The following is a 20353-nucleotide window of genomic DNA, read 5'->3' on the forward strand; positions in this document are numbered from 1 at the left end:
GAGCTCTGCGACCTCTTGCGGTCGCAGGGGTCAAGCCATAACTATACCGTCCAGACGGTATAGTTATGGAGAATGGACGTGCGTAGCAGCAAGAAGGCGGCGTTGCTCGAGGCAGCGGGCGCGATCATCGTCGGGGGCGGTATCGACGCCCTGACTTTCGACAGGCTCGCAGCCGAAACCGGCGTGAGCAAGGGCGGCATTCTCTACCATTTCCCCGACAAGGAGCGCCTGCTGATCGCTCTGGTCGAGGGCATCATCAGCCTTGTCGATCTTGCGATCGCCGAAGAACGCGCGAGCGCTGCCGAGCCCGATGGGCCGGGCCGCTGGCTGCGCGCCTATATCCGCATGGCCTTCACCGACGGAGGCGATGTCGACCGGCTGCTCGGGATCCTGCTGGCGGGATTGCCTCCGGAGTCGCCGGCGCTGGTGCCCTTGCTCAGCGCCGACCGTCGCTGGCTCGAGGCCGCCTGTTCGGATGGCCTGCCGCGCGGGCTGGCGATTGCCATCCGCCTTGCCGTCGACGGCGCCTTCGTCACCAAGCTCGACCCCGCCGATACGGCGGCTGCGCGCGAGGCGCTCCTTAAGCTGACCAAGGCCGCGCAATGACGCCTGCACGTGGTGCGGTGCCGGGGCGCGACCCGGCCGTCGATGCGATCAGGGGCATCGCCCTGTTCGGCATCCTCGTCGTCAACCTGCCCTTCTTCGCCATGCCGTTCGGCTTTGGCGGCGATTGGTGGCGCTCCGCCTTTCCCGGCGCTCTGGATCATCTTGCAGTGTTCCTGATCCAGGCCCTGTTCGAAGCGAAATTCGTTCTGATCTTCTCGTTTCTGTTCGGCTATGGCGCGGCGCGGCAGATCGCAACCAACGGCGAAGGGCGCTATCGGCGTCGCCTGCTCGCGCTCGGATTGCTCGGCGTTGCCCATGGCCTGCTGCTCTTCGCAGGCGATATCCTACTGGCTTACGCGCTTCTCGGAATGATCCTGCCGCTCGCGGCCCGCTGGTCGCTGGGACGCCTGCTCAAGGCGGCTGCCCTGATGTGGCTGCTGGCGATCCTGACCCATGCCCTGCTTGCAATCATCGGCATCATCGAGCCCGATCCGGCCACCGGTGCGGATGCAGCCGTCGTTGCGGTGCATCGTTCCGGCGATTTCCTGGCGATCGCGCGCTATCGGCTGATGGAATGGGCGATCTTCTATGGGCTGGCGCCCTTGATCACCTTGCCGCATGTCGCGGGCATGTTCTTCCTCGGCATGGCCGCCTTCCGCCATCTCGGCACCGCCTCGCTGAGCAGCCTCGCCGCACCGGGCGCGGCGTTGGCGCGCTTTCTCTGGCTGCCCGCCCTCGTCGGCAATTTCGCCTATGCCGCGGCGGCGATGGCGCCTCCCGGCCCGGCGAAACCGGCCTTTGCTGCAGCGGAACTCATCCTGCGCGGCGTCTTCCCGCCGCTGATGAGCCTCGTGATGATCGGCGCCGGCCTGAGTTTCTTCAACCGGCCGCTCGGCATGCGCATTGGCCGGATCTTTCAGGCGGATGGCCGCCTGTCCCTTTCGCTCTACATGTCCGAGTCGATCGTCTGCGTGCTGATCTTTCTCGGTTATGGCCTTGGCCTTTACGGGCGCCTCGGGCCCGCCGCCTGCATGCTCGCGGCAGCCGTCATCTACGCGTACCTGCTGGTGCTGGCGTCACTATGGTCGCGGAGTTTCAGCAAGGGGCCGTTCGAGTGGTTCGTCGAGCGCATGGCAGGGCCGCGTCGGTTGCGGCAATGACGGCCAATTTTGCGCGATAACGGGCAATCCGGCGCGTGGCGAACCGATCCGACCCTCGCCAAAAGTCTTTGAAACCAAAGTGCGAGGGCGCGTGGCTTGCCGCCGCTCTTTCGCGCTTTATGATGCGCGCAATTCGAAAGAAGCGGTCGTTATTTGCCGAGGAATCCGGCACTCATGCCATGAGCCGCGACGAAGATGGGCTGATTGCGGTCCAAGTCCGGGGAGAAGTCTTCTATGTCCGACAAGATCTATGACGTGCCGGCCGCATGGGCCAAAAAGGCGTATCTGAACGACGCCAAATACAAGAAGATGTATGCGGCCTCGATCAAGGACCCCGACAAGTTCTGGGCCGAGCACGGAAAGCGGATCGACTGGTTCAAGCCCTTCAGCAAGGTGCGGAACGTCAGCTACAAGCCGGGCAAGGTCTCGATCAAATGGTATGAAGACGGCACCACGAACGTTTCCTACAACTGCGTCGACCGGCATCTGGCGACGCGCGCCAAGCAGACGGCCATCATCTGGGAAGGCGACGATCCGTCGGAATCCAAGAAGATCCGCTACGGCCAGCTCTATACCGAGGTCTGCAAGTTCGCGAATGTGCTGAAGGCGCAGGGCGTCAAGAAGGGCGACCGCGTCACGATCTACATGCCGATGATCCCCGAGGCGACCTATGCGATGCTCGCCTGCGCGCGGCTCGGTGCGGTGCACTCGATCGTCTTCGGCGGCTTCTCTCCGGATTCGCTGGCCGGGCGCATCGCCGATGCGACCTCGGACGTGGTGATCACGGCCGATGAAGGCCTGCGCGGCGGGCGCAAGGTGCCGCTCAAGGTCAATGTCGACGCGGCGGCCGAAAAGGCCCCGGTCAAGACCGTGATCGTGGTCAAGCGGACCGGCGGCGATGTCGCGATGCAGGAGGGCCGTGACGTCTGGTATCACGAGGAGGCGGCGAAGGTCTCCGGGCATTGTCCGCCGGTCGAGATGAAGGCGGAGGACCCGCTCTTCATTCTCTACACCTCGGGTTCGACTGGTAAGCCCAAGGGCGTCCTGCACACCACCGCCGGCTATCTCGTCTATGCCTCGATGACGCATCAATACGTCTTCGACTACCATGACGGCGACATCTACTGGTGCACGGCCGATGTCGGCTGGGTCACCGGGCACAGCTATATCGTGTACGGCCCGCTGGCGAACGGCGCGACGACCCTGATGTTCGAGGGCATTCCAACCTATCCGACGATCTCGCGCTTCTGGGAGGTCGTCGACAAGCACAAGGTCAACATCTTCTACACCGCGCCGACTGCCATCCGTTCGCTGATGGGCGCCGGCGAGGAGCCTGTGAAGAAGACCAAGCGTAAGTCGCTGCGCCTGCTCGGCTCGGTCGGCGAGCCGATCAATCCGGAGGCCTGGGAGTGGTATCACCGCGTCGTCGGGGATGATCGCTGCCCGATCGTCGATACCTGGTGGCAGACCGAGACGGGCGGAATCCTGATCACGCCGCTGCCCGGTGCGACCAAGCTCAAGCCCGGCTCGGCAACAAGGCCCTTCTTCGGCGTCAAGCCGGAGATCGTCGATGCCGAAGGCAAGGTGCTGGAGGGGGCGACCGAAGGCAATCTGGTGATTGCCGAGAGCTGGCCCGGCCAGATGCGCACGGTCTATGGCGACCACAAGCGCTTCGAGGAAACCTATTTCGCCACCTACCCAAACAAGTACTTTACCGGTGACGGCTGCCGGCGCGACGCAGACGGYTAYTACTGGATCACYGGYCGCGTSGAYGACGTGATCAACGTGTCCGGCCACCGCATGGGCACGGCGGAGGTCGAGTCGGCACTGGTGGCGCATCCGAAGGTCTCGGAGGCCGCGGTGGTCGGCTATCCCCATGACATCAAGGGGCAGGGCATCTACGCCTATGTCACGCTGATGCAGGGAGAGGCGTCGAGCGAGGCGCTGCGCAAGGAACTGGTCGCCCATGTGCGCAAGGAGATCGGCCCGATCGCCTCGCCGGATCTGATCCAGTTCGCGCCCGGCCTGCCGAAGACGCGGTCGGGCAAGATCATGCGCCGTATCCTGCGCAAGATCGCCGAGGACGAATTCGGCGCGCTCGGCGATACGTCGACGCTGGCCGATCCCGCCGTGGTCGACGATCTGATTTCAAACCGTCAGAACAAGCGCAAGGCGGGCTGAGGCCGGCCACAGCATCGGTGCGAAGAGCGGAAAGTGGTTATCGCACCGATGCAAACACAAGAAGGTCAGATGATCTGATCGCTCCGACATCGTGCCCGACCTTGTGGCGCGCATGATGTCTCAGGATGCATTTGCGGGGAGACGGTGATGGTCGGGATTTTGCCCGACCATGGCGGCTCAGTCAGTCTTCCCTGCACTCTTGCGCTTGCTGGTGCCGGGCATCTTCCGTCCGTACAATTCGAGCCTGTGACGGACGATCTCATAGCCGAGTTCGGCAGCGATCTTGGCCTGTAGCGCCTCGATCTCCGGCGACGAGAATTCGACGACTTGACCGGTCTCGACATCGATCAGATGATCATGGTGATGCTGGTCTGCGTGCTCGTAGCGCGAGACGCCGTCCTCGAACGCGTGGCGTTCGATCGCGCCTTGAGTCTCCAGCAGCTTCATCGTCCGATAGACCGTCGACAGCGACAGGGTCGGGTCGTGCGCGAAGGCGCGCGTGAAGATGCCCTTGGCGTCGGGGTGGTCGTCGGCCTCGGCCAGCACGCGCAGAATCAGCCGGCGCTGCTGCGTCATCCGCAGTCCCGCCCGCCTGAGTTCCTCCTCGAAGAGGGCTACCCGTTTGTCGATTCCCTTCATGCCACCGGGATAGCATGTTGAGACGCATTCGCAAAAATTGAGGCTTATCGCAAATCATTTGCAATTGCGTTGACAGATGCAAGTGATTTGCATTAGCGTAAATGGATCGAGCCTGTAGCAGGAGAGATCATGCCTTCGCGTCGACGCTTCACGATTCTGGCCGCCGCCATCGCCTTCGCGGCCGGTTTTGCAGCAACGAGCCAGGGAGTGTTGGCTCAGGCGGGGCAGGCCAAGCCGTTGCGCGTCGTCACGACCTTCACGGTGATCCAGGACATCGCGCAGAACGTCGCTGGCACTGCAGCGATCGTGGAATCGATCACCAAGCCCGGTGCCGAGATCCATGACTACCAGCCGACGCCGCTCGATGTGGTGAAGGCGCAATCGGCCGATCTCGTGCTCTGGAACGGCTTGAATCTCGAGCGCTGGTTCGAGCGCTTCTTCGAGAACGTCAAGGATGTGAAGAGCGCGGTCGTGACCGAAGGCATCGTGCCGATGGGCATCAAGGAGGGCCCCTATGAGGGCAAGCCCAATCCGCATGCCTGGATGTCGACGGCGAGCGCGCTGATCTATGTCGAGAACATTCGAAAGGCGCTGGCGGCTGCGGACCCTGCGAATGCCGAGACGTATTCCAGGAACGCGAAGTCCTATTCCGAGCAGATCAGGGCGATCGACGCGCCGTTGCGTGCCCGGCTCGACAAGGTGCCGGAAGGCCGCCGCTGGCTCGTTTCCAGCGAAGGCGCCTTCAGCTATCTCACGCGCGATTTCGGCTGGCGGGAGGCCTATCTCTGGCCGATCAATGCCGATGAACAGGGCACACCGCAGCAGGTGCGTCGCCTGATCGATCTCGTGCGCAAGAACACGATTCCCGCCGTCTTCAGCGAGAGCACGATCTCCGACAAGGCTGCCAGGCAGGTCGCCCGCGAAACCGGAGCGGCCTATGGCGGCGTCCTCTATGTCGACTCGCTTTCCGCCGAGAACGGGCCGGTACCGACCTATCTGAAGCTGCTGGAGGTGACCGTCGACACGATCGCGAAGGGGTTCGGGCAGTGAACATTCATGTGACTGGCCGACCGGGCGCGCTTGGCCTGACACCCTCGATCACGGTCGAGGGCGTGACGGTGCGCTACAGCAATGGCGTGACAGCGGTGAACGATGCCTCCTTTGCCCTCGGCGCGGGCACGATCTGCGCGCTGGTCGGCATCAATGGCTCGGGCAAGTCGACCCTGTTCAAGACGCTCATGGGCTTTCTTAAGCCGGCTCAGGGCCGCGTCGCGATCGCGGGATTGGAGGTGCGGCAGGCGTTGAAGCGCGGGCTCGTCGCCTATGTGCCGCAGTCCGAGGAGGTCGACTGGAGCTTTCCGGTTCTCGTCGACGATGTCGTGATGATGGGACGCTACGGCTATATGGGCCTGATGCGCATGGCCCGGCGCGCCGACAAGGAGGCCGTCGAGGAGGCGCTCGCGCGCGTCAATATGCTGGATTTCCGACGCCGCCAGATCGGGGAACTCAGCGGTGGCCAGCGCAAGCGCGTCTTTCTCGCGCGGGCGTTGGCGCAGGGCGGGCAGGTCATCCTGCTGGACGAGCCCTTCACCGGTGTCGACGTCAAGACCGAGGATGCGATCGTCGGCCTGATGCGGGAATTGCGGTCCGAAGGGCGGCTGATGCTGGTTTCGACCCATAATCTCGGCTCGATCCCGGATTTCTGCGACCAGGTCGTGATCTTCAACAAGACCGTGCTGGCGGCCGGCCCGACCGCGACCACCTTCACGGAAGCCAATCTGCAACGGGCCTTCGGCGGCGTACTCCGGCATTTCCGGCTCGGGGGCGCGCAACTCCACGACGATGCCGACGACCGGCGCGTCACCGTCCTGACCGACGACGAACGTCCGCTCGTACTCTATGGCGAGCGCGATCACGAGGTGGTCGTCGACGCCAGCAGGGATGCGGTCCGGTGATCGACCTCCTGCTCGAACCCTTCGCCTACCAGTACATGGTCAAGGCCATCTGGGTCTCGGCGCTGGTTGGCGGCGTCTGCGCCTTCCTGTCCTGCTATCTGATGCTCAAGGGCTGGTCGCTGATGGGCGACGCGCTGGCGCATGCGATCGTGCCGGGCGTCGCGCTCGCCTATCTGCTGAAGCTGCCCTATGCCGCCGGTGCCTTCCTCTCCGGCCTGCTGGCAGCGCTCGCCATGTCCCTGGTCCGGGTGCGCACGCAATTGCGGGAAGATGCGGTGATCGGCATCGTCTTCACCACGTTCTTTGCTGTCGGGCTGCTGATCGTCTCGATCAACCCGACTTCGGTGAACGTCCAATCGATCGTGCTCGGCAACATCCTGGGTATCTCCGACGAGGACGTCGTCCAGGTCGCGATCATCGCCTTCGTCTCTCTGGTGATCCTGATAGTGCGCTGGAAGGACCTGGTGCTGGTCTTCTTCGACGAGAACCAGGCACGCAGCGTCGGGCTCTCGCCGACGCGCCTGAAGATTCTCTTCTTCGTGCTCCTCAGCGCCTGCACGGTCGCAGCCCTGCAGACGGTCGGAGCCTGCCTCGTGATCGCCATGGTGGTGACGCCGGGCGCAACCGCCTACCTGCTTACCGACCGTTTCGGTCGCCTGATCATCATCGCGGTTGCGATGGGTGTCACGACCAGCGCGATCGGCGCCTATGCCAGCTACTTTCTCGACGGTTCGACCGGCGGGCTGATCGTGGTCTTCCAGACCGTATTGTTCCTGCTCGCCTTCATCTTCGCGCCTAAGCACGGCCGTCTTGCGGCGCGCCGGGCGGCCCGGGCCCTTCCGGAGCAAGCCGCATGAGCCTGATCGAAACCTGGTTCCTTTCGCCGTTCGCGCATGAGTTCATGCAGCGGGGGCTGATCGTCGCGGTGCTGGTCGGCCTCGTCTGCGCGGTGCTTTCCTGCTTCCTCGTGCTCAAGGGCTGGTCGCTGATGGGTGATGCGGTCTCGCATGCGGTGCTGCCCGGTATCGTGCTCGCCCATATCCTGAGCTTGCCGCTGGCGATTGGCGCCTTCGCTGCCGGGCTCGGCTGCTCCGTCGGTATCGGCTACCTCAAGCAAAACAGCCGGGTGAAGGAGGACACGGTGATGGGCATCGTCTTCTCCGGCATGTTTGCGCTGGGGCTGGTGCTCTTCGTCAAGGTCGATAGCGACCAGCACCTGATGCACATCCTGTTCGGCAACATGCTCGGCGTGCGTTGGGCCGATATCGGGGAGACGGCGCTGATCGCGGTGCCGACCATCGCGATCATGCTGGYGAAGCGGCGCGATTTTCTGCTTGTCTCCTTCGATCCGGCTCATGCGCGTGCCATTGGCCTGCCGGTCGCAGCGCTGCATTTCGGCTTGCTGATACTGCTGGCGCTGACGATCGTCGCGGCACTCAAGGCAGTCGGTATCATCCTGGTCGTTGCGATGCTGATCGCGCCGGGGGCCATCGGCTATCTGATGACGCGCCAGTTCGACCGAATGCTCATCGTGGCGGCCGGCGTCGCGACCGTCTCAAGCGTGCTCGGCACGATCCTGAGCTTTCATCTCGATGCCGCGACCGGCCCATGCATTGTCGTGGTCCAGGCCGGCTTCTTCCTCGCGGCGCTTGCCCTCAATCTCTGGCGCGCCTCGCGACGCGCCAGTCTCAGCGTCAGCGCGTCATGGGTGCAATGACGCTCACGCGGCCCTGGTCTGGTTTCTCGCCAGGCCCGGAACGATGCCGGAGAGGATCTCGTAGGAGCGCTTGCGAGCGCTGTGATCGTGGATCGGTGCGGTGACCATCACCTCGTCGGCCCCTGTCGCGTCGAGGAACGCATCGAGCTGGCGCTTCAGGCTTTCCGGCGAGCCGACGAAGGCGTAGCGCAGCATCTGCGAGACATGCGCTTTCTCGGCCGGGGACCAGTAGCTTTCGATATCGTCGATCGGTGGCTGCAGCTTGCCGCGCGTGCCGCGAATCATGTCGATGAAGCGCTGCTGGACTGAGGTGAAGAGATAGCGAGCCTCCTCATCCGTATCGGCGGCAATGACGTTGATGCCCGGCATCGCATAGGGCCGATCCAACTGCTCTGACGGCTTGAAGCGCTCGCGGTAGATCGCAAGCGCCTGAATCAGTGCGTCCGGTGCGAAATGCGAGGCGAAGGCGTAGGGCAGGCCGAGTTCTGCAGCGAGCTGCGCGCCAAACAGGCTGGAACCCAGGATCCAGAGCGGCACCTCGGTGCCTCCCCCTGGCACGGCCTGCACCACCTGCCCGGGCTGCACGGGCGCGAGGAAAGCCTGCACCTCGAGCACATCCTGAGGAAAGCTGTCCGAGGCCATCGGGTCGCGTCGCAGGGCCCGGACCGTGCGCTGGTCGGTGCCCGGAGCGCGGCCGAGGCCGAGATCGATTCGGCCCGGATAGAGCGATTCCAGCGTTCCGAACTGCTCGGCAATGACGAGAGGCGCGTGGTTGGGCAGCATGATGCCGCCGGCACCAAGGCGGATGGTCTTGGTTCCAGCCGCAAGATAGCCGATCACCACCGCCGTTGCGGCGCTGGCGATGCCGACCATGTTGTGATGCTCGGCGACCCAGTAGCGGCGATAGCCGAGCGCCTCGGCGTGGCGAGCAAGGTCGAGCGAATTGCGCAGAGCGTCGCCGGGCTCCTGCCCCTCGATCACCGGGGAGAGGTCGAGGACCGAGAAATCAACCATGCAGCGCTCCTGCGTATCGACGCCCGGCTCATCATGCCGCGCCCGTGGCAGATGGGAGTGCTGCCGGCTTGCGTCCAGCCCCTTCGCGATCTGGCATGGCGCCAATGCAGAAGCGTTCTGGCGAGACGATCCATCCGCGACGCGGCACACTGGACGGCGGCTCGAAACGGCTCCAGAAGGGCGCAATCGATGCGGCGGAGTGAGATATGAAGCAGGAGATCAAGAAAATCTCGGCAGAGCTCCTGATCCGCAATGGCTACCAGGGCTTCCGCTTCCGGGATGTCGCAGACGTCCTCAACACGACGCGCGCGAACATCCACTACTACTACGGCAACAAGCTCAACCTCGCCGAGGAGGTGATTGTCGACTACGTCGAGCAGACGCTGGCCAACTGGGAGGCGAACTGGCGCAGCGACAAGAGCTTTGAAGAGAAGATCCATGGCATGATGGAGTCGAACCGTCAGCGCTATCTCCGCTACAATCCAACGGCCACGACCGCCAATCCCTGGAGCCTGATCGGCCGGATGCGGCTGGAGCAGGATGTGATCGGCCCAAAAGCGCGCGAGGCGCTGGCTCAGTTCGGTGCGACGCTCGAGAATCTCGTGGTCGCCGGAATTGATCAGGCCGTGGCACGGGGCGAGCTTTCCAACGACATCCCGCGCGGCGATATCGCGCTGCAACTGGTCGCCATCGCCAATAGCGCCGGGCCGATCACGCAGGATGGCGGGAATTTCGATCGGCTCGAGCAACTCTATCGCTCATTCAGCCGTATCGTGCACCATGCCTATGGTCACAGGCGGGCCTAGCGCCCGGCTCAGGGAACGCTGAGGCGGGATTCGCGTTTCGTTTCATGTCGCGACGTGTATCGCGACAATCAGTGATCCGAAGCGGGGGATGTCATGGCGAGCGCGGTCAAGAAGGCCAATCCGGCCACGCAAAGCCTGCGCAAGGAGCAGGCGGAGCAAAGGAAGGCGCAACGCGGGAAGGGCAAGGACGCCGAACTGAACGATGCTCTTCGGGCGACCTTTCCGGCCAGCGATCCTGTTGCCTTGGAAAGCCCGACGAGAACAGGAGCGGCGAAGCGGACGTGATCCGGTGGCTCAAGCTTCGACTATCGTTTGCATACATATTTCCTGGTTATTTGGGGCTGTCTTCGAATGCCTTAGCTGAAGGGGCCTGCATCCGCATGATTTTGCATGCAAGATGCGAGGGGCGTTGACGCCCCGCCGGGGTGCACCCATAGTCGGCGCCCTTGTCGCCAACGCCTGCCGAGCCATGCCCCGCCCGACGCCTTCCTCCGCCCTTGCGAAACTGCGTGTTCTCGATCTGTCACGTGTGCGGGCCGGGCCGACCTGCGCACGCGTCTTTGCGGATTTCGGTGCCGACGTGATCAAGGTCGAAAGCCCGCCGGGGCTCKATCCGAACGAGAACATGAGCGGCGCGCGGCATGGCTATGACATGCAGAACCTGCACCGCAACAAGCGCTCGCTGACGCTGAATCTGAAGACTGCCGAGGGCAAAGCGATCCTGCTCAAGCTGATCGAGAGTGCCGATCTGCTGATCGAGAATTTCCGCCCGGACGTGAAGGACAGGCTCGGGCTCGATTTCGAAACGCTGCACAAGCTCAATCCGCGCCTGATCCTGGTCTCGGTCTCCGGATTCGGCCAGAGCGGTCCCTACCGGACCCGTGCCGGCTTTGACCAGATCGCCCAGGGGATGGGTGGAATGATGTCGGTCACCGGCCTGCCGGGGCAGGGGCCGGTGCGCGCCGGAATTGCCGTCGCAGACTCGGCTGCGGGCCTCTATGGCGCGCTTGGGGCGCTGGTGGCGATCACCGAGCGCGAGACGTCGGGGCTCGGCCAATGGGTCCAGACCTCCCTGCTCGAAGCCCAGATCGCGATGATGGATTTTCAGGCTGCGCGCTTCCTGGTCGAGGGAACGGTGCCGCCGCAGGCCGGGAACGATCACCCCTATTCGACGCCGATGGGCGTCTACGCGACGAAGAACGGCCATATCAATATCGGCGTCGGCGCCGAGGGCCATTGGCGCTGCTTCTGCAAGGCGATCGGTCATCCCCAACTCGGCGACAACCCGGTCTATGACAGCATGGAAAAGCGTTACGACAAGCGCCCGGAACTGCGGGTCATCATCGAGAGCATCCTGACCCAGAGGGATTCGGCGCATTGGCTTGCGGCCTTCGAGGACCATGCCGTTCCGGCCGGACCGATCTATGCCGTCGACGAGATGTTCGACGACCCGCAGGTGCAGCATCTCGGCATCGCACAGCCGGTCAGCCATCCGATCCTTGGGGATTTCAGGGTGGTGGGCGAGCCGGTCGGCCTGTCGCGGACACCCGCCGGCGTCGTCTCGCCGACGCCGGAGGCAGGGGAGCACAATGCCGAGATCMTGGCCGAACTCGGCTATGGCTCAGGAGCGGTCGCGCGGTTGCGCGAGGCCGGGGCGATCTGAAGGAGCAGCGGGCTGATGAACGACGAGATTCTTTACGATTTGAAGGACGGGGTCGGCACCATCACCCTCAACCGTCCGCAGGCCCGCAACGCGCTGACCTTCGGGATGTATGACCGCATCGCCGCGATCTGCGGCGACATCGAGGGCCATGGTTCACCCAAGGTGCTGGTCCTGACCGGGGCAGGTGACAAAGCCTTCGCTGCAGGCACCGACATCTCGCAGTTTCGTGCGTTCAACAAGCCAGAGGACGCCCTCAACTACGAGACGCGGATCGAGGAGATCATCACCACGATCGAGAGCTGTCCGATTCCGACAATCGCGGCGATCTCGGGCGCCGTGACCGGCGGTGGAGCCGCCATCGCCTGTGCCTGCGATCTCAGGGTCGCGACGCAGTCGGCCCGCTTCGGCTTCCCGATCGCGCGCACGCTCGGCAACTGCCTGTCGATGAACAACCTCGCCCGGCTCGCCTCGCTGCTTGGGCCCGCGCGGGTCAAGGACATGGTCTTCACGGCTCGGTTGATCGAGGCGGAGGAAGGCCACCGCGCCGGCCTCTACGGCGAGCTGGTGGCCGATCATGCGGCTCTGCTCGCGCGGGTCGGAGAGTTGGCGCAGACCATCGCGGGTCATGCGCCGCTGACGATGCGCGCCACCAAGGAAGGCTTGCGCCGGATCGCCGCTGCACGCGGCCATGCCGACGACGAGGACCTCGTCCTGATGTGCTACATGAGCGCTGACTTCCGCGAGGGCATGGAAGCCTTCCTGGCCAAGCGCGCGCCCAACTGGCAGGGGCGATAGAGCTGCCCGTCAGGGCGTCTCATGCTCGTCATCGCCCTGCCGCGTTGGCGTCTCGGCCGCATGCTCCCCGCCCGGGTTGGCGGCGGCGAGGATGGCGGCGAGGCTATTGGCAAAATGGATCTGGATGAGCCGCGCCAGGCCCTCGCCATCGCGGGCGACAAGGGCGGCGAGCATGGCATCGTGCTCCTGCATCGCCGCCTTCCAGCGCGTGGGCTGAAGGTTCGGAAGGTATTTCGCGCGCTCGATGCGTGCGGACAATCCCTCCCAGGCTTCGAGCAGGGCCGCGTTGCGCGCCGCCTCGACAAGTGCCCGATGAATCTGCTGGTTGAGCGCGAAATACTCCAGCTGCTCGGCGCGCGCCTGGTGCCGCATCATCCGGTAATGCAGCATGCCGATCTCGGCGACGGTCTCGTCCGAGATGTTCTTGCAGGCGAGCCGCGCCGCCAGGGCTTCCAGGGTGCTGACGACTTCGTAGAGGCCCAGGATATCGTCGAGGGTCAGCGAAGCGACTTCGGCGCCGCGATTCTGCGTCAGTCTCACCAATCCCTGTGCTGCCAATGTGCGCAGGGCCTCCCGCAGGGGCGTGCGCGAGACGCCGAGCTGTTCGCAGATCTCCTGCTCCCGCAGCTTCTGTCCCGCCGGCAATTCGCCGGTGATGATMATCCGGCGCAGCGTCGCGACCGTCGCGCCATGCAGTCGCCCCTTGCGACCAGGCTGAGGGCTGCCGGTCTCGGGAACAGGCGTCGGCGTCGTGGTCATGAGGCCTCGGGTCACGGGCGGAACCTCGCCCTCCGTCCCAGCACGTCTCGCAGGGCCCCTGATCTGTAGGCAAGGCAGCGGCCCCGAACAAGCGGGGCCGCAAGGGCGGGCAGGTTCCTGTCCTGCTCGCAGGATGCTCGGMGGCGTTCAGCCGTAAAGATATTTCGGCAGCCAGAGCGCGATGCCGGGGAAGACATAGACCAGCACCATCGCGAACAGCACGATCAGCAGATAGGGCATCACGCCGGAGAAGATCTGGTTGATGGTCACATGCGGTGGCGCGATGCCCTTCAGATAGAAGGGTGCCATGGCAACAGGCGGGGAGAGGAACGAGGTCTGGATATTCAGCGCGATCAGGATGCCGAAGAACAGTGGGTCGATATTGAAGAACTGCAGCAGAGGCAGGAAGATCGGCACGAAGATCACGATGATCTCGGTCCATTCCAGCGGCCAGCCGAGCACGAAGATGATCAGCTGCGCGACGATCAGGAACATGGTCGGCGACAGGTTCAACGCCGTGACCAGATCCTTGATCGGTTCGTGCCCGCCGAGAATCGCGAAGATCGACGAGAAGATATAGGAGCCGACGAAGAGCCAGCAAACCATCGCCGAGGTGCGCGCCGTCAGGATGACCGATTCCCTGACCTTGCCGAACGAGAGCGAGCGATAGGCTGCGGCCAGAATCAGGCTGCCGAGCGAGCCGATCGCGGCCGCTTCGGTCGGCGTCGCGAGCCCGAAGAAGATCGCACCGAGCACGGACATGATCAGGATGGTCAGCGGGAAGAAGCTGGTCATCAGCGCCCAGAGGACCTTGCTCCAGGGAACGTCCGTCTGTTCCTTCGGCAGTTTCGGCGCCAGCGCCGGGTTAAGGGTGCAGCGAACGATGACATAGACCATGTAGAGGCCGGCCAGCAGCAGCCCGGGGAAGAGCGCGCCCGCATAGAGCTTGGGGACCGAGACACCCGCGGTCGCGCCATAGAGGATCAGCATGACGCTCGGCGGGATCAGGATGCCGAGGCAGCCGCCGGCGCAGACGACGCCGGCCGAGAGCTTCACGTCGTAGCCGGCACGCAGCATGGCGGGAAAGGCGAGCAGCCCCATCAGCGTCACCACCGCCCCGACGATGCCGGTTGCGGTCGCGAAGATCGCGCAGGTCGCGAGCGTCGCGATGGCCAGCGAGCCGGGAACATTGCCGAGCGCGATCTGGATCGAGTGGAACAGCCTGTCGAGGATGTTCGCCCGCTCGATGATGTAGCCCATGAAGATGAAGAGCGGGATCGAGACCAGCACGTCGCTGGCCATGACCGAATAGGCTCGCTGCACGACCAGCGCGAATACATTGTCGCCCATCGCCCAGTAACCGAAGCCGACGCCGAGTGCCATCAGCGTGAAGGCGATGGGGAAGCCGAGCATGATGAAGAGGATGAACAGGACGAGCATGACCACGCCCAGTTCGGGATTGCCCAGTCCGAACATCAAATCGATCCCTCGCGGGTTGCGGCTTCCTCGAGGATGAGCTTCTCGGTCTCCTCGACATCATGCAGGCGAGGGGGCCATTCGCCCGTGCGCAGGCAGATGACGCAACGCGCCACCTCGGCGAGCCCCTGGACGAACATCAGGACCCCGACGATCGGGATCAGCGACTTGAAGTGATAGAGCGGCGGCCCGTTGGGAGAGTTCGAGGAATGCTCCCCGATCATCCAGGAGAAGGCGGCGAACTTGTATCCGGCCCAGGCCAGCGCGATGACTCCGGGGAAGAAGAACAGAAAATACAGCGCCAGATCGAGCCCGGCCTGCGTGCGCGGGGCCCATTGGCGATAGAGGAAATCGCCGCGCACATGGGCATTGCGTGCGAGCGCGTAAGGGCCGGCCAGCATGAACAGAGTGCCATAGAGAATGTAGCTGACGTCGAAAGCCCATTCGGTGGGTGCACGCAGGACGTATCGCGAGAAGACCTCGTAGCTGATCGCCAGGGTCAGGATCAGAATCGTCCAGCCGGCGAGTTTCCCGATGGCGGTATTGAACTTGTCGATCGCGAGCACGATGCCCATCAGGGTCTCCACGGCACGTTGCAGAGCTCGTCGGCGCAAACGCCCGCCAGGCCGGTTGCGGGTGGCGGGCGTCCGGATGCGGGCAGAGGCTCAGGCCTTGAAGAAGTGGGTGAAGGCCAGTTCGCGCGAAGGCGTGTTGACGCGTTCATAGGCGACGGTGCGCTTGACCCAGGCCTTCTGCGACTCGACCACCCTCTTGAAGAAGGCGTTTTCGGCAGAAAGCTTGTCGAGCACCTTGTCCCAGGCGACGAGCTGGGCCTTGAGGATCACCTCCGGGGTCGGGACGACGTTGACGCCCTTGGAGCGCAACATGTCGAGATCCTTGGAATAGCGGTCGAGCGCCTTCCAGATCATGTCGGAGGAGGCTGCTTCCGCCGCATATTTGATGATCGCCTTCTGCTCGGGGGCGAGCGCATCGAATTTCGTCTTGTTGAAGATGAGCTCGAAGCTCTCGGCTGCCTGATGGTAACTTTGCAGCATGTAGACCTTGGCGACGTCCTGGAAACCAAGGATCGAGTCGGAGGAGGGATTGTTGAACTCGGCGCCGTCGATGACGCCGCGTTCGAGCGCCGGCACGATCTCGCCACCGGCCAGAATCGTGACTGCGGCTCCCATCTCCTTCATCAAATCGGCCGCGAGGCCGACTGTGCGGTATTTCAGGCCCTTGAAGTCGTCGGGGGTCTTGAGCTCCTTCTTGAACCAGCCAAGCGGCTGGCAGGGCATCGGCCCGCTGAGGAAGCCTACGAGATTGAGCTTCAGGGTCTGGCCGACCAGCTCGTTATAGAGCTCATAGCCGCCGCCATGATTCATCCATCCCAGGAAGCTGGTTGCGTCCCAGCCGAGTGACGGAGGTGTGCCAAAGAGCGAGAAGGCTTTGTTCTTGCCGTACCAATAGGCGCAGACGCCATGCCCGCCATCGAGAATGCCGGCCGCGACCGCATCCTGCATCTGGAAGGCCGGGACGACTGCGCCCGCGGCGAGCACGTCCAGCTTCAGCCGGCCGCCGGACATGTCATTGACCCGCTTGGCGAAGTCGCCGGCGAATTCATGGAAGATGTCCTTGGTCGGCCAGGTGGACTGGAACTTCCACGTCACCGTTTGGGCGCGGCTGACCTGGGGCATGGCAATGGCGCCAGCGCCCGCAAGTGTTGCGACCTTGAGGAAGTTGCGACGATTCGAACGAGGTTTAGCGGTCTCCGTAGTCATGGATTCCCTCCCTGGGTGTGCCGCCATGTATCTGGCGTGTCGTTATTGCGGCCTGCTGGCCGCGATATCCCAGAGTTGCTGTATTCAGTTGCCGTGGCAAGCGATAGGCGTAATACTAAAGTCTTAGAAGTTCGATCGTGATTGCCTTCGCGACTGCACAAGAACGGGAGAGGTTATGCCGCTTCAGAGGCAAGGGAGTGCCGTTGCGTTAGCGGAGCCTGATGTCAGGTCGACTGAGCAAGGCCGAAAATCGGCGATAAACGCCGGATTTCCGGAGTTTTCCTCCGTGGCGCAGGGCCAGGAAAGAGCCTGGGCGCGACGGGAAGAGGGCGCTTGCGCCCTTGAGGCAAAGTGCAATTGCTCGTCGCTGCGAAGGAGGAGCATTGCGAAAACAGAAAGAATGAGGCGCGCGTTACACGCGGCTCATTCCCGTATCGTCGTCTTGGGATCGAGGTCTTTCGACCCCGGAAGGCGGAGCGTCGCTCAGCGGCGGCCTTTGCCGGCAGCGCGCATCTGCATGTACTGGACGGCCTCGAGCAGAACCTTGCGGGGGCGCTCGGCATCGCGCTTGGCCTGTTCGGCCTTGCGGGCGGCCTCACGCACCAGTTCGGCCTGACGCTCGGCTTCCTCCTGGGCGGCGCGTTCGATCGCCGCGAGGCGCTCAGCCTCGACGCGGGCAGCGGCCTTTTCGGCGTCGCGGACAGCGCGTGCATCGGCAATGGCCTGGCGCTCCGCGCGGCGCTGCTGCATGATCGGGTCATCGGCCTTCGGCCGTGCCTGGAAACGCTCTAGCAGCGCCTTCTTGGCATTGGCGGAGTTGGACTGACGATCAGTGAAGCTGCGGTCGTTCGGGTTCTTCAAGGTCTACCTTCTTGGGTTGAACGGGCTCTAACTCGCGAGCCCGCGGGGGCAATAATCCAGAACTGGCCGGATGTGTATTGTAATCAGCGCGCAGGCGCTGCGCCTGCGGCGCGGGTCGGCTTCGCCTTGGGCTTCGGCGCGGCGATGAGACCTTCGCGCTGAGCCTGCTTGCGAGCGGCCTTGCGGGCACGGCGAACGGCATCGGCCTTTTCGCGGGCGCGCTGCTCGGATGGCTTCTCATAAGCTGAGCGGCGCTTCATCTCACGAAAAACGCCTTCGCGCTGCAATTTCTTCTTAAGCACTCGCAGCGCCTGGTCGACGTTATTGTCGCGGACGAGAACCTGCATCCTGGTTTCCTTCATTCGAAATGCGAAAACATCGCGCTGAACCCGGGCCCGAGATCCAGCGAAATCTTCGCAGCGTCATGTTGAAGCGCACCAGAAGGCCGCGCGCCGGTTGTTCGATCTGAGCGGGGAAGGTCGTCGGCGGGCACATTGACATGCGCAGGACCGCGGCGTTCGGCCGAATATCGACGGCCGCCATATGGCCTCTCGAACAGTGAATGTCAATGCAATTGCCGGGGTTCAGGCATGCTTTTGCATGGGCATGCATAGCCGAACGGGCGGCGGCGCGCTTTACAAGTGTCGGGTTTTCGCCAACAGGCAATCCTCGCTTCCGTTACTCGATCCTGGTCTTCTCCGTGAACACGCCGTCGCTGAGTCAGTTCCGCCGCATCGTGGTCAAGGTCGGTTCGGCCCTGCTGGTCGACCGCGAGCGCGGCCGGCTGCGCCAGGCCTGGCTCGCCGCGCTCGCTGAGGATCTCGCCGAACTGCACTTGCGCGGCGCCGATGTGCTTGTCGTCTCGTCGGGGGCAATTGCGCTCGGCCGGACCGTGCTCAGACTTCCGAGCGGTCCGCTGCGACTGGAAGAAAGCCAGGCGGCTGCGGCCGTCGGGCAGATCGCGCTGGCGCGGACATGGTCCGAGGCGCTGGGACATCACGGGCTGACCGCCGGACAGATCCTGCTGACGCTGGCGGATACCGAAGAGCGCCGCCGCTATCTCAATGCGCGCRCCACGCTTGGCCGCCTGCTCGATCTGCGCGCGATTCCGGTGATCAACGAGAATGATACGGTCGCGACGACCGAAATCCGCTATGGCGACAATGACCGCCTCGCCGCGCGTGTCGCGACCATGGCGGGCGCCGACCTGCTGGTGCTGTTCTCCRATATCGATGGGCTCTACACGGCGCCGCCGGCGCGGGACCCGGCTGCGCGCCATATCCCGCTGGTCGAGCTGATCACGCCGGAGATCGAGGCCATGGCGGGCGGAGCAGCGTCCGAACTCTCCCGCGGCGGGATGCGCACCAAGATCGAGGCGGGCAAGATCGCGGCGGCGGGCGGCACTCATATGCTGATCGCCGATGGGCGGACGAAGAACCCGCTCAGTGCGATCGTGGCTGGCGGGCGCTGCACCTGGTTTCTCTCGGCTTCGACGCCTGCGACGGCGCGCAAGACCTGGATTGCTGGCTCGCTCGAGCCGCGCGGCACCCTGTATGTCGATGCAGGGGCCGCTCGTGCCTTGCGCGGTGGAGCGAGCCTGCTGCCTGTCGGCGTCAGCCGGATCGAGGGTGAATTCGCGCGTGGCGATGCCGTGCTCATCCGTGATCCGGATGGGCGGGTGCTCGGACGGGGGCTGGTGGCCTATGATGCGGGGGAGGCGGGGCTCGTGCTCGGCAAGGCCTCGCGCGATATCGAGGCGATCCTCGGCTATCCCGGGCGCGCCGAGATGATCCACCGTGACGACATGGCGCTCGGTGTCGGCTAAGGTCGCCGGGCTCAAGGAAACGGGTGAGTTGACGATGACTGGCGAAGGCGCGCTGCGCGTGGTTTCTGCAAGCGATGGCCAAGAGGAAATCGGCACGGTCATGCATGGGCTAGGCCGGCAGGCCCGCGCTGCTGCGCGGCTGGTCGCGCTTGCGTCGGCTGAGCAGCGCAACGCGGCGCTGATGGCGATGGCCGAGGCCCTGCGCGAGCGTGCGCCGGCGATCCTCGCCGCCAATGCGCGAGACCTCGATGAGGCGCGCGGCGCCGGCCAGAACGCCGCCTTCATCGACCGTCTGATGCTGGACGAGGCCCGGTTGGCGGCGGTTGCCGAAGCGGTGGCGGGCATCGCCCTGTTGCCCGACCCCGTCGGTCGCGTGCTCGCCAAATGGACCCAGCCCAATGGCCTTGCCTTCGAGCGCGTGGCGACACCGCTTGGCGTGATCGCGGTGATCTTCGAAAGCCGCCCGAATGTCACCGCCGATGCCGGCGCGCTTTGCCTGAAGAGCGGCAATGCCGCGATCCTGCGCGCCGGCTCGGATAGTTTCCGCACCTCGACCGAGATTGCTGCAGCGCTCCGCCAGGGACTGGAAACTGCAGGGTTGCCGGGCGACGCGATCCAGCTGGTGCCGACACGTGACCGCGCAGCGGTTGGCGAGATTCTGGCGGGGCTCGGCGGTGCCGTCGATGTCGTCGTGCCGCGCGGCGGCAAGAGCCTGGTCGCCCGTGTCCAGAGCGATGCGCGTGTGCCGGTCTTCGCGCATCTCGACGGCAACTGTCATGTCTATATCCATGGAGCCGCCGATCTCGACATGGCCAAGGCGATCGTGCTGAACGCAAAGCTGCGCCGTACCGGCGTCTGCGGCGCGGCCGAGAGCCTACTGGTCGATGCCGCCTGTGCTGCAACCCATTTGCAGCCGCTCCTCAGGATGCTGATCGAGGCCGGTTGCGCGGTTCGTGGCGATGTCGCCGCACAGGCGGCCAATCCGCAGGTGACGCCTGCAACCGAGGCGGACTGGGCAACCGAATATCTGGACCGGATCATTGCGGTGAAGGTGGTCGACGGGCTTGATGCGGCGATCGCGCATATCGAGCGCTACGGTTCGCACCATACAGATG

21 protein-coding genes are annotated in these 20353 nt (G+C 64.3%); 13 read left to right on the plus strand and 8 right to left on the minus strand.

The window, feature by feature from the left end; genetic code table 11:
• Positions 1-78: 78 nt before the first annotated feature.
• From AC1DRP_RS14875 to acs, 3 genes are all read left to right on the plus strand, one after another.
• The gene (locus AC1DRP_RS14875; RefSeq protein ID WP_441505634.1) at positions 79-606 is read left to right on the plus strand and encodes a TetR/AcrR family transcriptional regulator; all 528 of its coding nucleotides are present in this window, start codon (positions 79-81) and stop codon (positions 604-606) included.
• The gene (locus tag AC1DRP_RS14880) at positions 603-1766 is read left to right on the plus strand and encodes a DUF418 domain-containing protein (RefSeq protein ID WP_441505633.1); all 1164 of its coding nucleotides are present in this window, start codon (positions 603-605) and stop codon (positions 1764-1766) included. Before AC1DRP_RS14875 ends, AC1DRP_RS14880 begins: the two co-directional genes overlap by 4 nt.
• 234 nt (positions 1767-2000) lie before the next feature.
• A complete protein-coding gene (gene acs / locus AC1DRP_RS14885; protein WP_476768848.1) occupies positions 2001-3947 on the plus strand; it encodes an acetate--CoA ligase in 1947 nt (648 codons plus the stop codon).
• 177 nt (positions 3948-4124) lie between these two features.
• On the opposite strand, the gene AC1DRP_RS14890 is transcribed toward acs, so the two are convergent.
• Positions 4125-4586: a Fur family transcriptional regulator gene (locus AC1DRP_RS14890; protein WP_176733307.1), complete on the minus strand. Its 462-nt coding sequence runs from the start codon at positions 4584-4586 to the stop codon at positions 4125-4127.
• 129 nt (positions 4587-4715) lie between these two features.
• Between AC1DRP_RS14890 and AC1DRP_RS14895 the strand changes: the two genes are divergently transcribed.
• Genes AC1DRP_RS14895 through AC1DRP_RS14910 form a run of 4 tightly spaced genes read left to right on the plus strand, consistent with a single transcriptional unit; the run spans position 4716 to position 8258 of the window.
• Positions 4716-5636, plus strand: coding sequence for a metal ABC transporter substrate-binding protein (locus tag AC1DRP_RS14895; RefSeq protein WP_441505632.1), 921 nt, complete (start codon positions 4716-4718; stop codon positions 5634-5636).
• Entirely contained in the window at positions 5633-6541 is a 909-nt protein-coding gene (locus AC1DRP_RS14900) for a manganese/iron ABC transporter ATP-binding protein (protein ID WP_441505631.1), read from the plus strand. Before AC1DRP_RS14895 ends, AC1DRP_RS14900 begins: the two co-directional genes overlap by 4 nt.
• Complete coding sequence (locus AC1DRP_RS14905) at positions 6538-7398, plus strand: metal ABC transporter permease (protein ID WP_476768849.1); 861 nt, start codon at positions 6538-6540, stop codon at positions 7396-7398. Before AC1DRP_RS14900 ends, AC1DRP_RS14905 begins: the two co-directional genes overlap by 4 nt.
• Entirely contained in the window at positions 7395-8258 is an 864-nt protein-coding gene (locus AC1DRP_RS14910; protein ID WP_476768850.1) for a metal ABC transporter permease, read from the plus strand. The genes AC1DRP_RS14905 and AC1DRP_RS14910 overlap by 4 nt, the downstream gene beginning before the upstream one ends.
• Positions 8259-8261: 3 nt before the next feature.
• Here AC1DRP_RS14910 and AC1DRP_RS14915 read toward each other — a convergent pair whose 3' ends face one another.
• Positions 8262-9272 (minus strand): LLM class flavin-dependent oxidoreductase, encoded by a 1011-nt coding sequence (locus tag AC1DRP_RS14915; protein ID WP_441505628.1) that lies wholly within the window; start codon positions 9270-9272, stop codon positions 8262-8264.
• Between the two features lie 206 nt (positions 9273-9478).
• Between AC1DRP_RS14915 and AC1DRP_RS14920 the strand changes: the two genes are divergently transcribed.
• The 4 genes from AC1DRP_RS14920 (at position 9479) to AC1DRP_RS14935 (ending at position 12536) form a co-directional block, all read left to right on the plus strand.
• Positions 9479-10078, plus strand: a complete 600-nt coding sequence (locus AC1DRP_RS14920; protein ID WP_441505627.1) for a TetR/AcrR family transcriptional regulator — start codon at positions 9479-9481, stop codon at positions 10076-10078.
• A 93-nt stretch (positions 10079-10171) separates the two neighbouring features.
• On the plus strand, positions 10172-10363 hold the full coding sequence (locus AC1DRP_RS14925; protein ID WP_441492216.1) for a hypothetical protein: 192 nt from the start codon (positions 10172-10174) through the stop codon (positions 10361-10363).
• Between the two features lie 184 nt (positions 10364-10547).
• Positions 10548-11741 (plus strand): CaiB/BaiF CoA transferase family protein, encoded by a 1194-nt coding sequence (locus AC1DRP_RS14930; RefSeq protein ID WP_476768851.1) that lies wholly within the window; start codon positions 10548-10550, stop codon positions 11739-11741.
• Positions 11742-11756: 15 nt separating this feature from the next.
• On the plus strand, positions 11757-12536 hold the full coding sequence (locus tag AC1DRP_RS14935) for an enoyl-CoA hydratase/isomerase family protein (RefSeq protein ID WP_441492184.1): 780 nt from the start codon (positions 11757-11759) through the stop codon (positions 12534-12536).
• 9 nt (positions 12537-12545) lie between these two features.
• On the opposite strand, the gene AC1DRP_RS14940 is transcribed toward AC1DRP_RS14935, so the two are convergent.
• The 6 genes from AC1DRP_RS14940 to rpsU form a co-directional block, all read right to left on the minus strand.
• Positions 12546-13295 carry a GntR family transcriptional regulator gene (locus AC1DRP_RS14940; RefSeq protein ID WP_476768852.1) on the minus strand — a complete coding sequence of 250 codons (750 nt, stop codon included), beginning with the start codon at positions 13293-13295 and terminating at the stop codon, positions 12546-12548.
• 147 nt (positions 13296-13442) lie between these two features.
• Positions 13443-14771 carry a TRAP transporter large permease gene (locus tag AC1DRP_RS14945; protein ID WP_441492182.1) on the minus strand — a complete coding sequence of 443 codons (1329 nt, stop codon included), beginning with the start codon at positions 14769-14771 and terminating at the stop codon, positions 13443-13445.
• Positions 14771-15346: a TRAP transporter small permease subunit gene (locus tag AC1DRP_RS14950; protein ID WP_441492181.1), complete on the minus strand. Its 576-nt coding sequence runs from the start codon at positions 15344-15346 to the stop codon at positions 14771-14773. Before AC1DRP_RS14950 ends, AC1DRP_RS14945 begins: the two co-directional genes overlap by 1 nt.
• Before the next feature lie 90 nt (positions 15347-15436).
• Complete coding sequence (locus AC1DRP_RS14955; RefSeq protein WP_441492180.1) at positions 15437-16552, minus strand: TRAP transporter substrate-binding protein; 1116 nt, start codon at positions 16550-16552, stop codon at positions 15437-15439.
• Between the two features lie 483 nt (positions 16553-17035).
• The gene (locus AC1DRP_RS14960) at positions 17036-17413 is read right to left on the minus strand and encodes a DUF6481 family protein (protein ID WP_441477526.1); all 378 of its coding nucleotides are present in this window, start codon (positions 17411-17413) and stop codon (positions 17036-17038) included.
• A gap of 83 nt (positions 17414-17496) precedes the next feature.
• Complete coding sequence (gene rpsU, locus AC1DRP_RS14965; protein ID WP_069882405.1) at positions 17497-17760, minus strand: 30S ribosomal protein S21; 264 nt, start codon at positions 17758-17760, stop codon at positions 17497-17499.
• A gap of 353 nt (positions 17761-18113) precedes the next feature.
• Between rpsU and proB the strand changes: the two genes are divergently transcribed.
• The gene (proB, locus tag AC1DRP_RS14970) at positions 18114-19238 is read left to right on the plus strand and encodes a glutamate 5-kinase (protein WP_476768853.1); all 1125 of its coding nucleotides are present in this window, start codon (positions 18114-18116) and stop codon (positions 19236-19238) included.
• A 100-nt stretch (positions 19239-19338) separates the two neighbouring features.
• A partial coding sequence (locus AC1DRP_RS14975; RefSeq protein ID WP_476768854.1) for a glutamate-5-semialdehyde dehydrogenase occupies positions 19339-20353 on the plus strand: 1015 nt, incomplete at its 3' end.

This window comes from Allobosea sp. 01N443 (assembly GCF_056399325.1).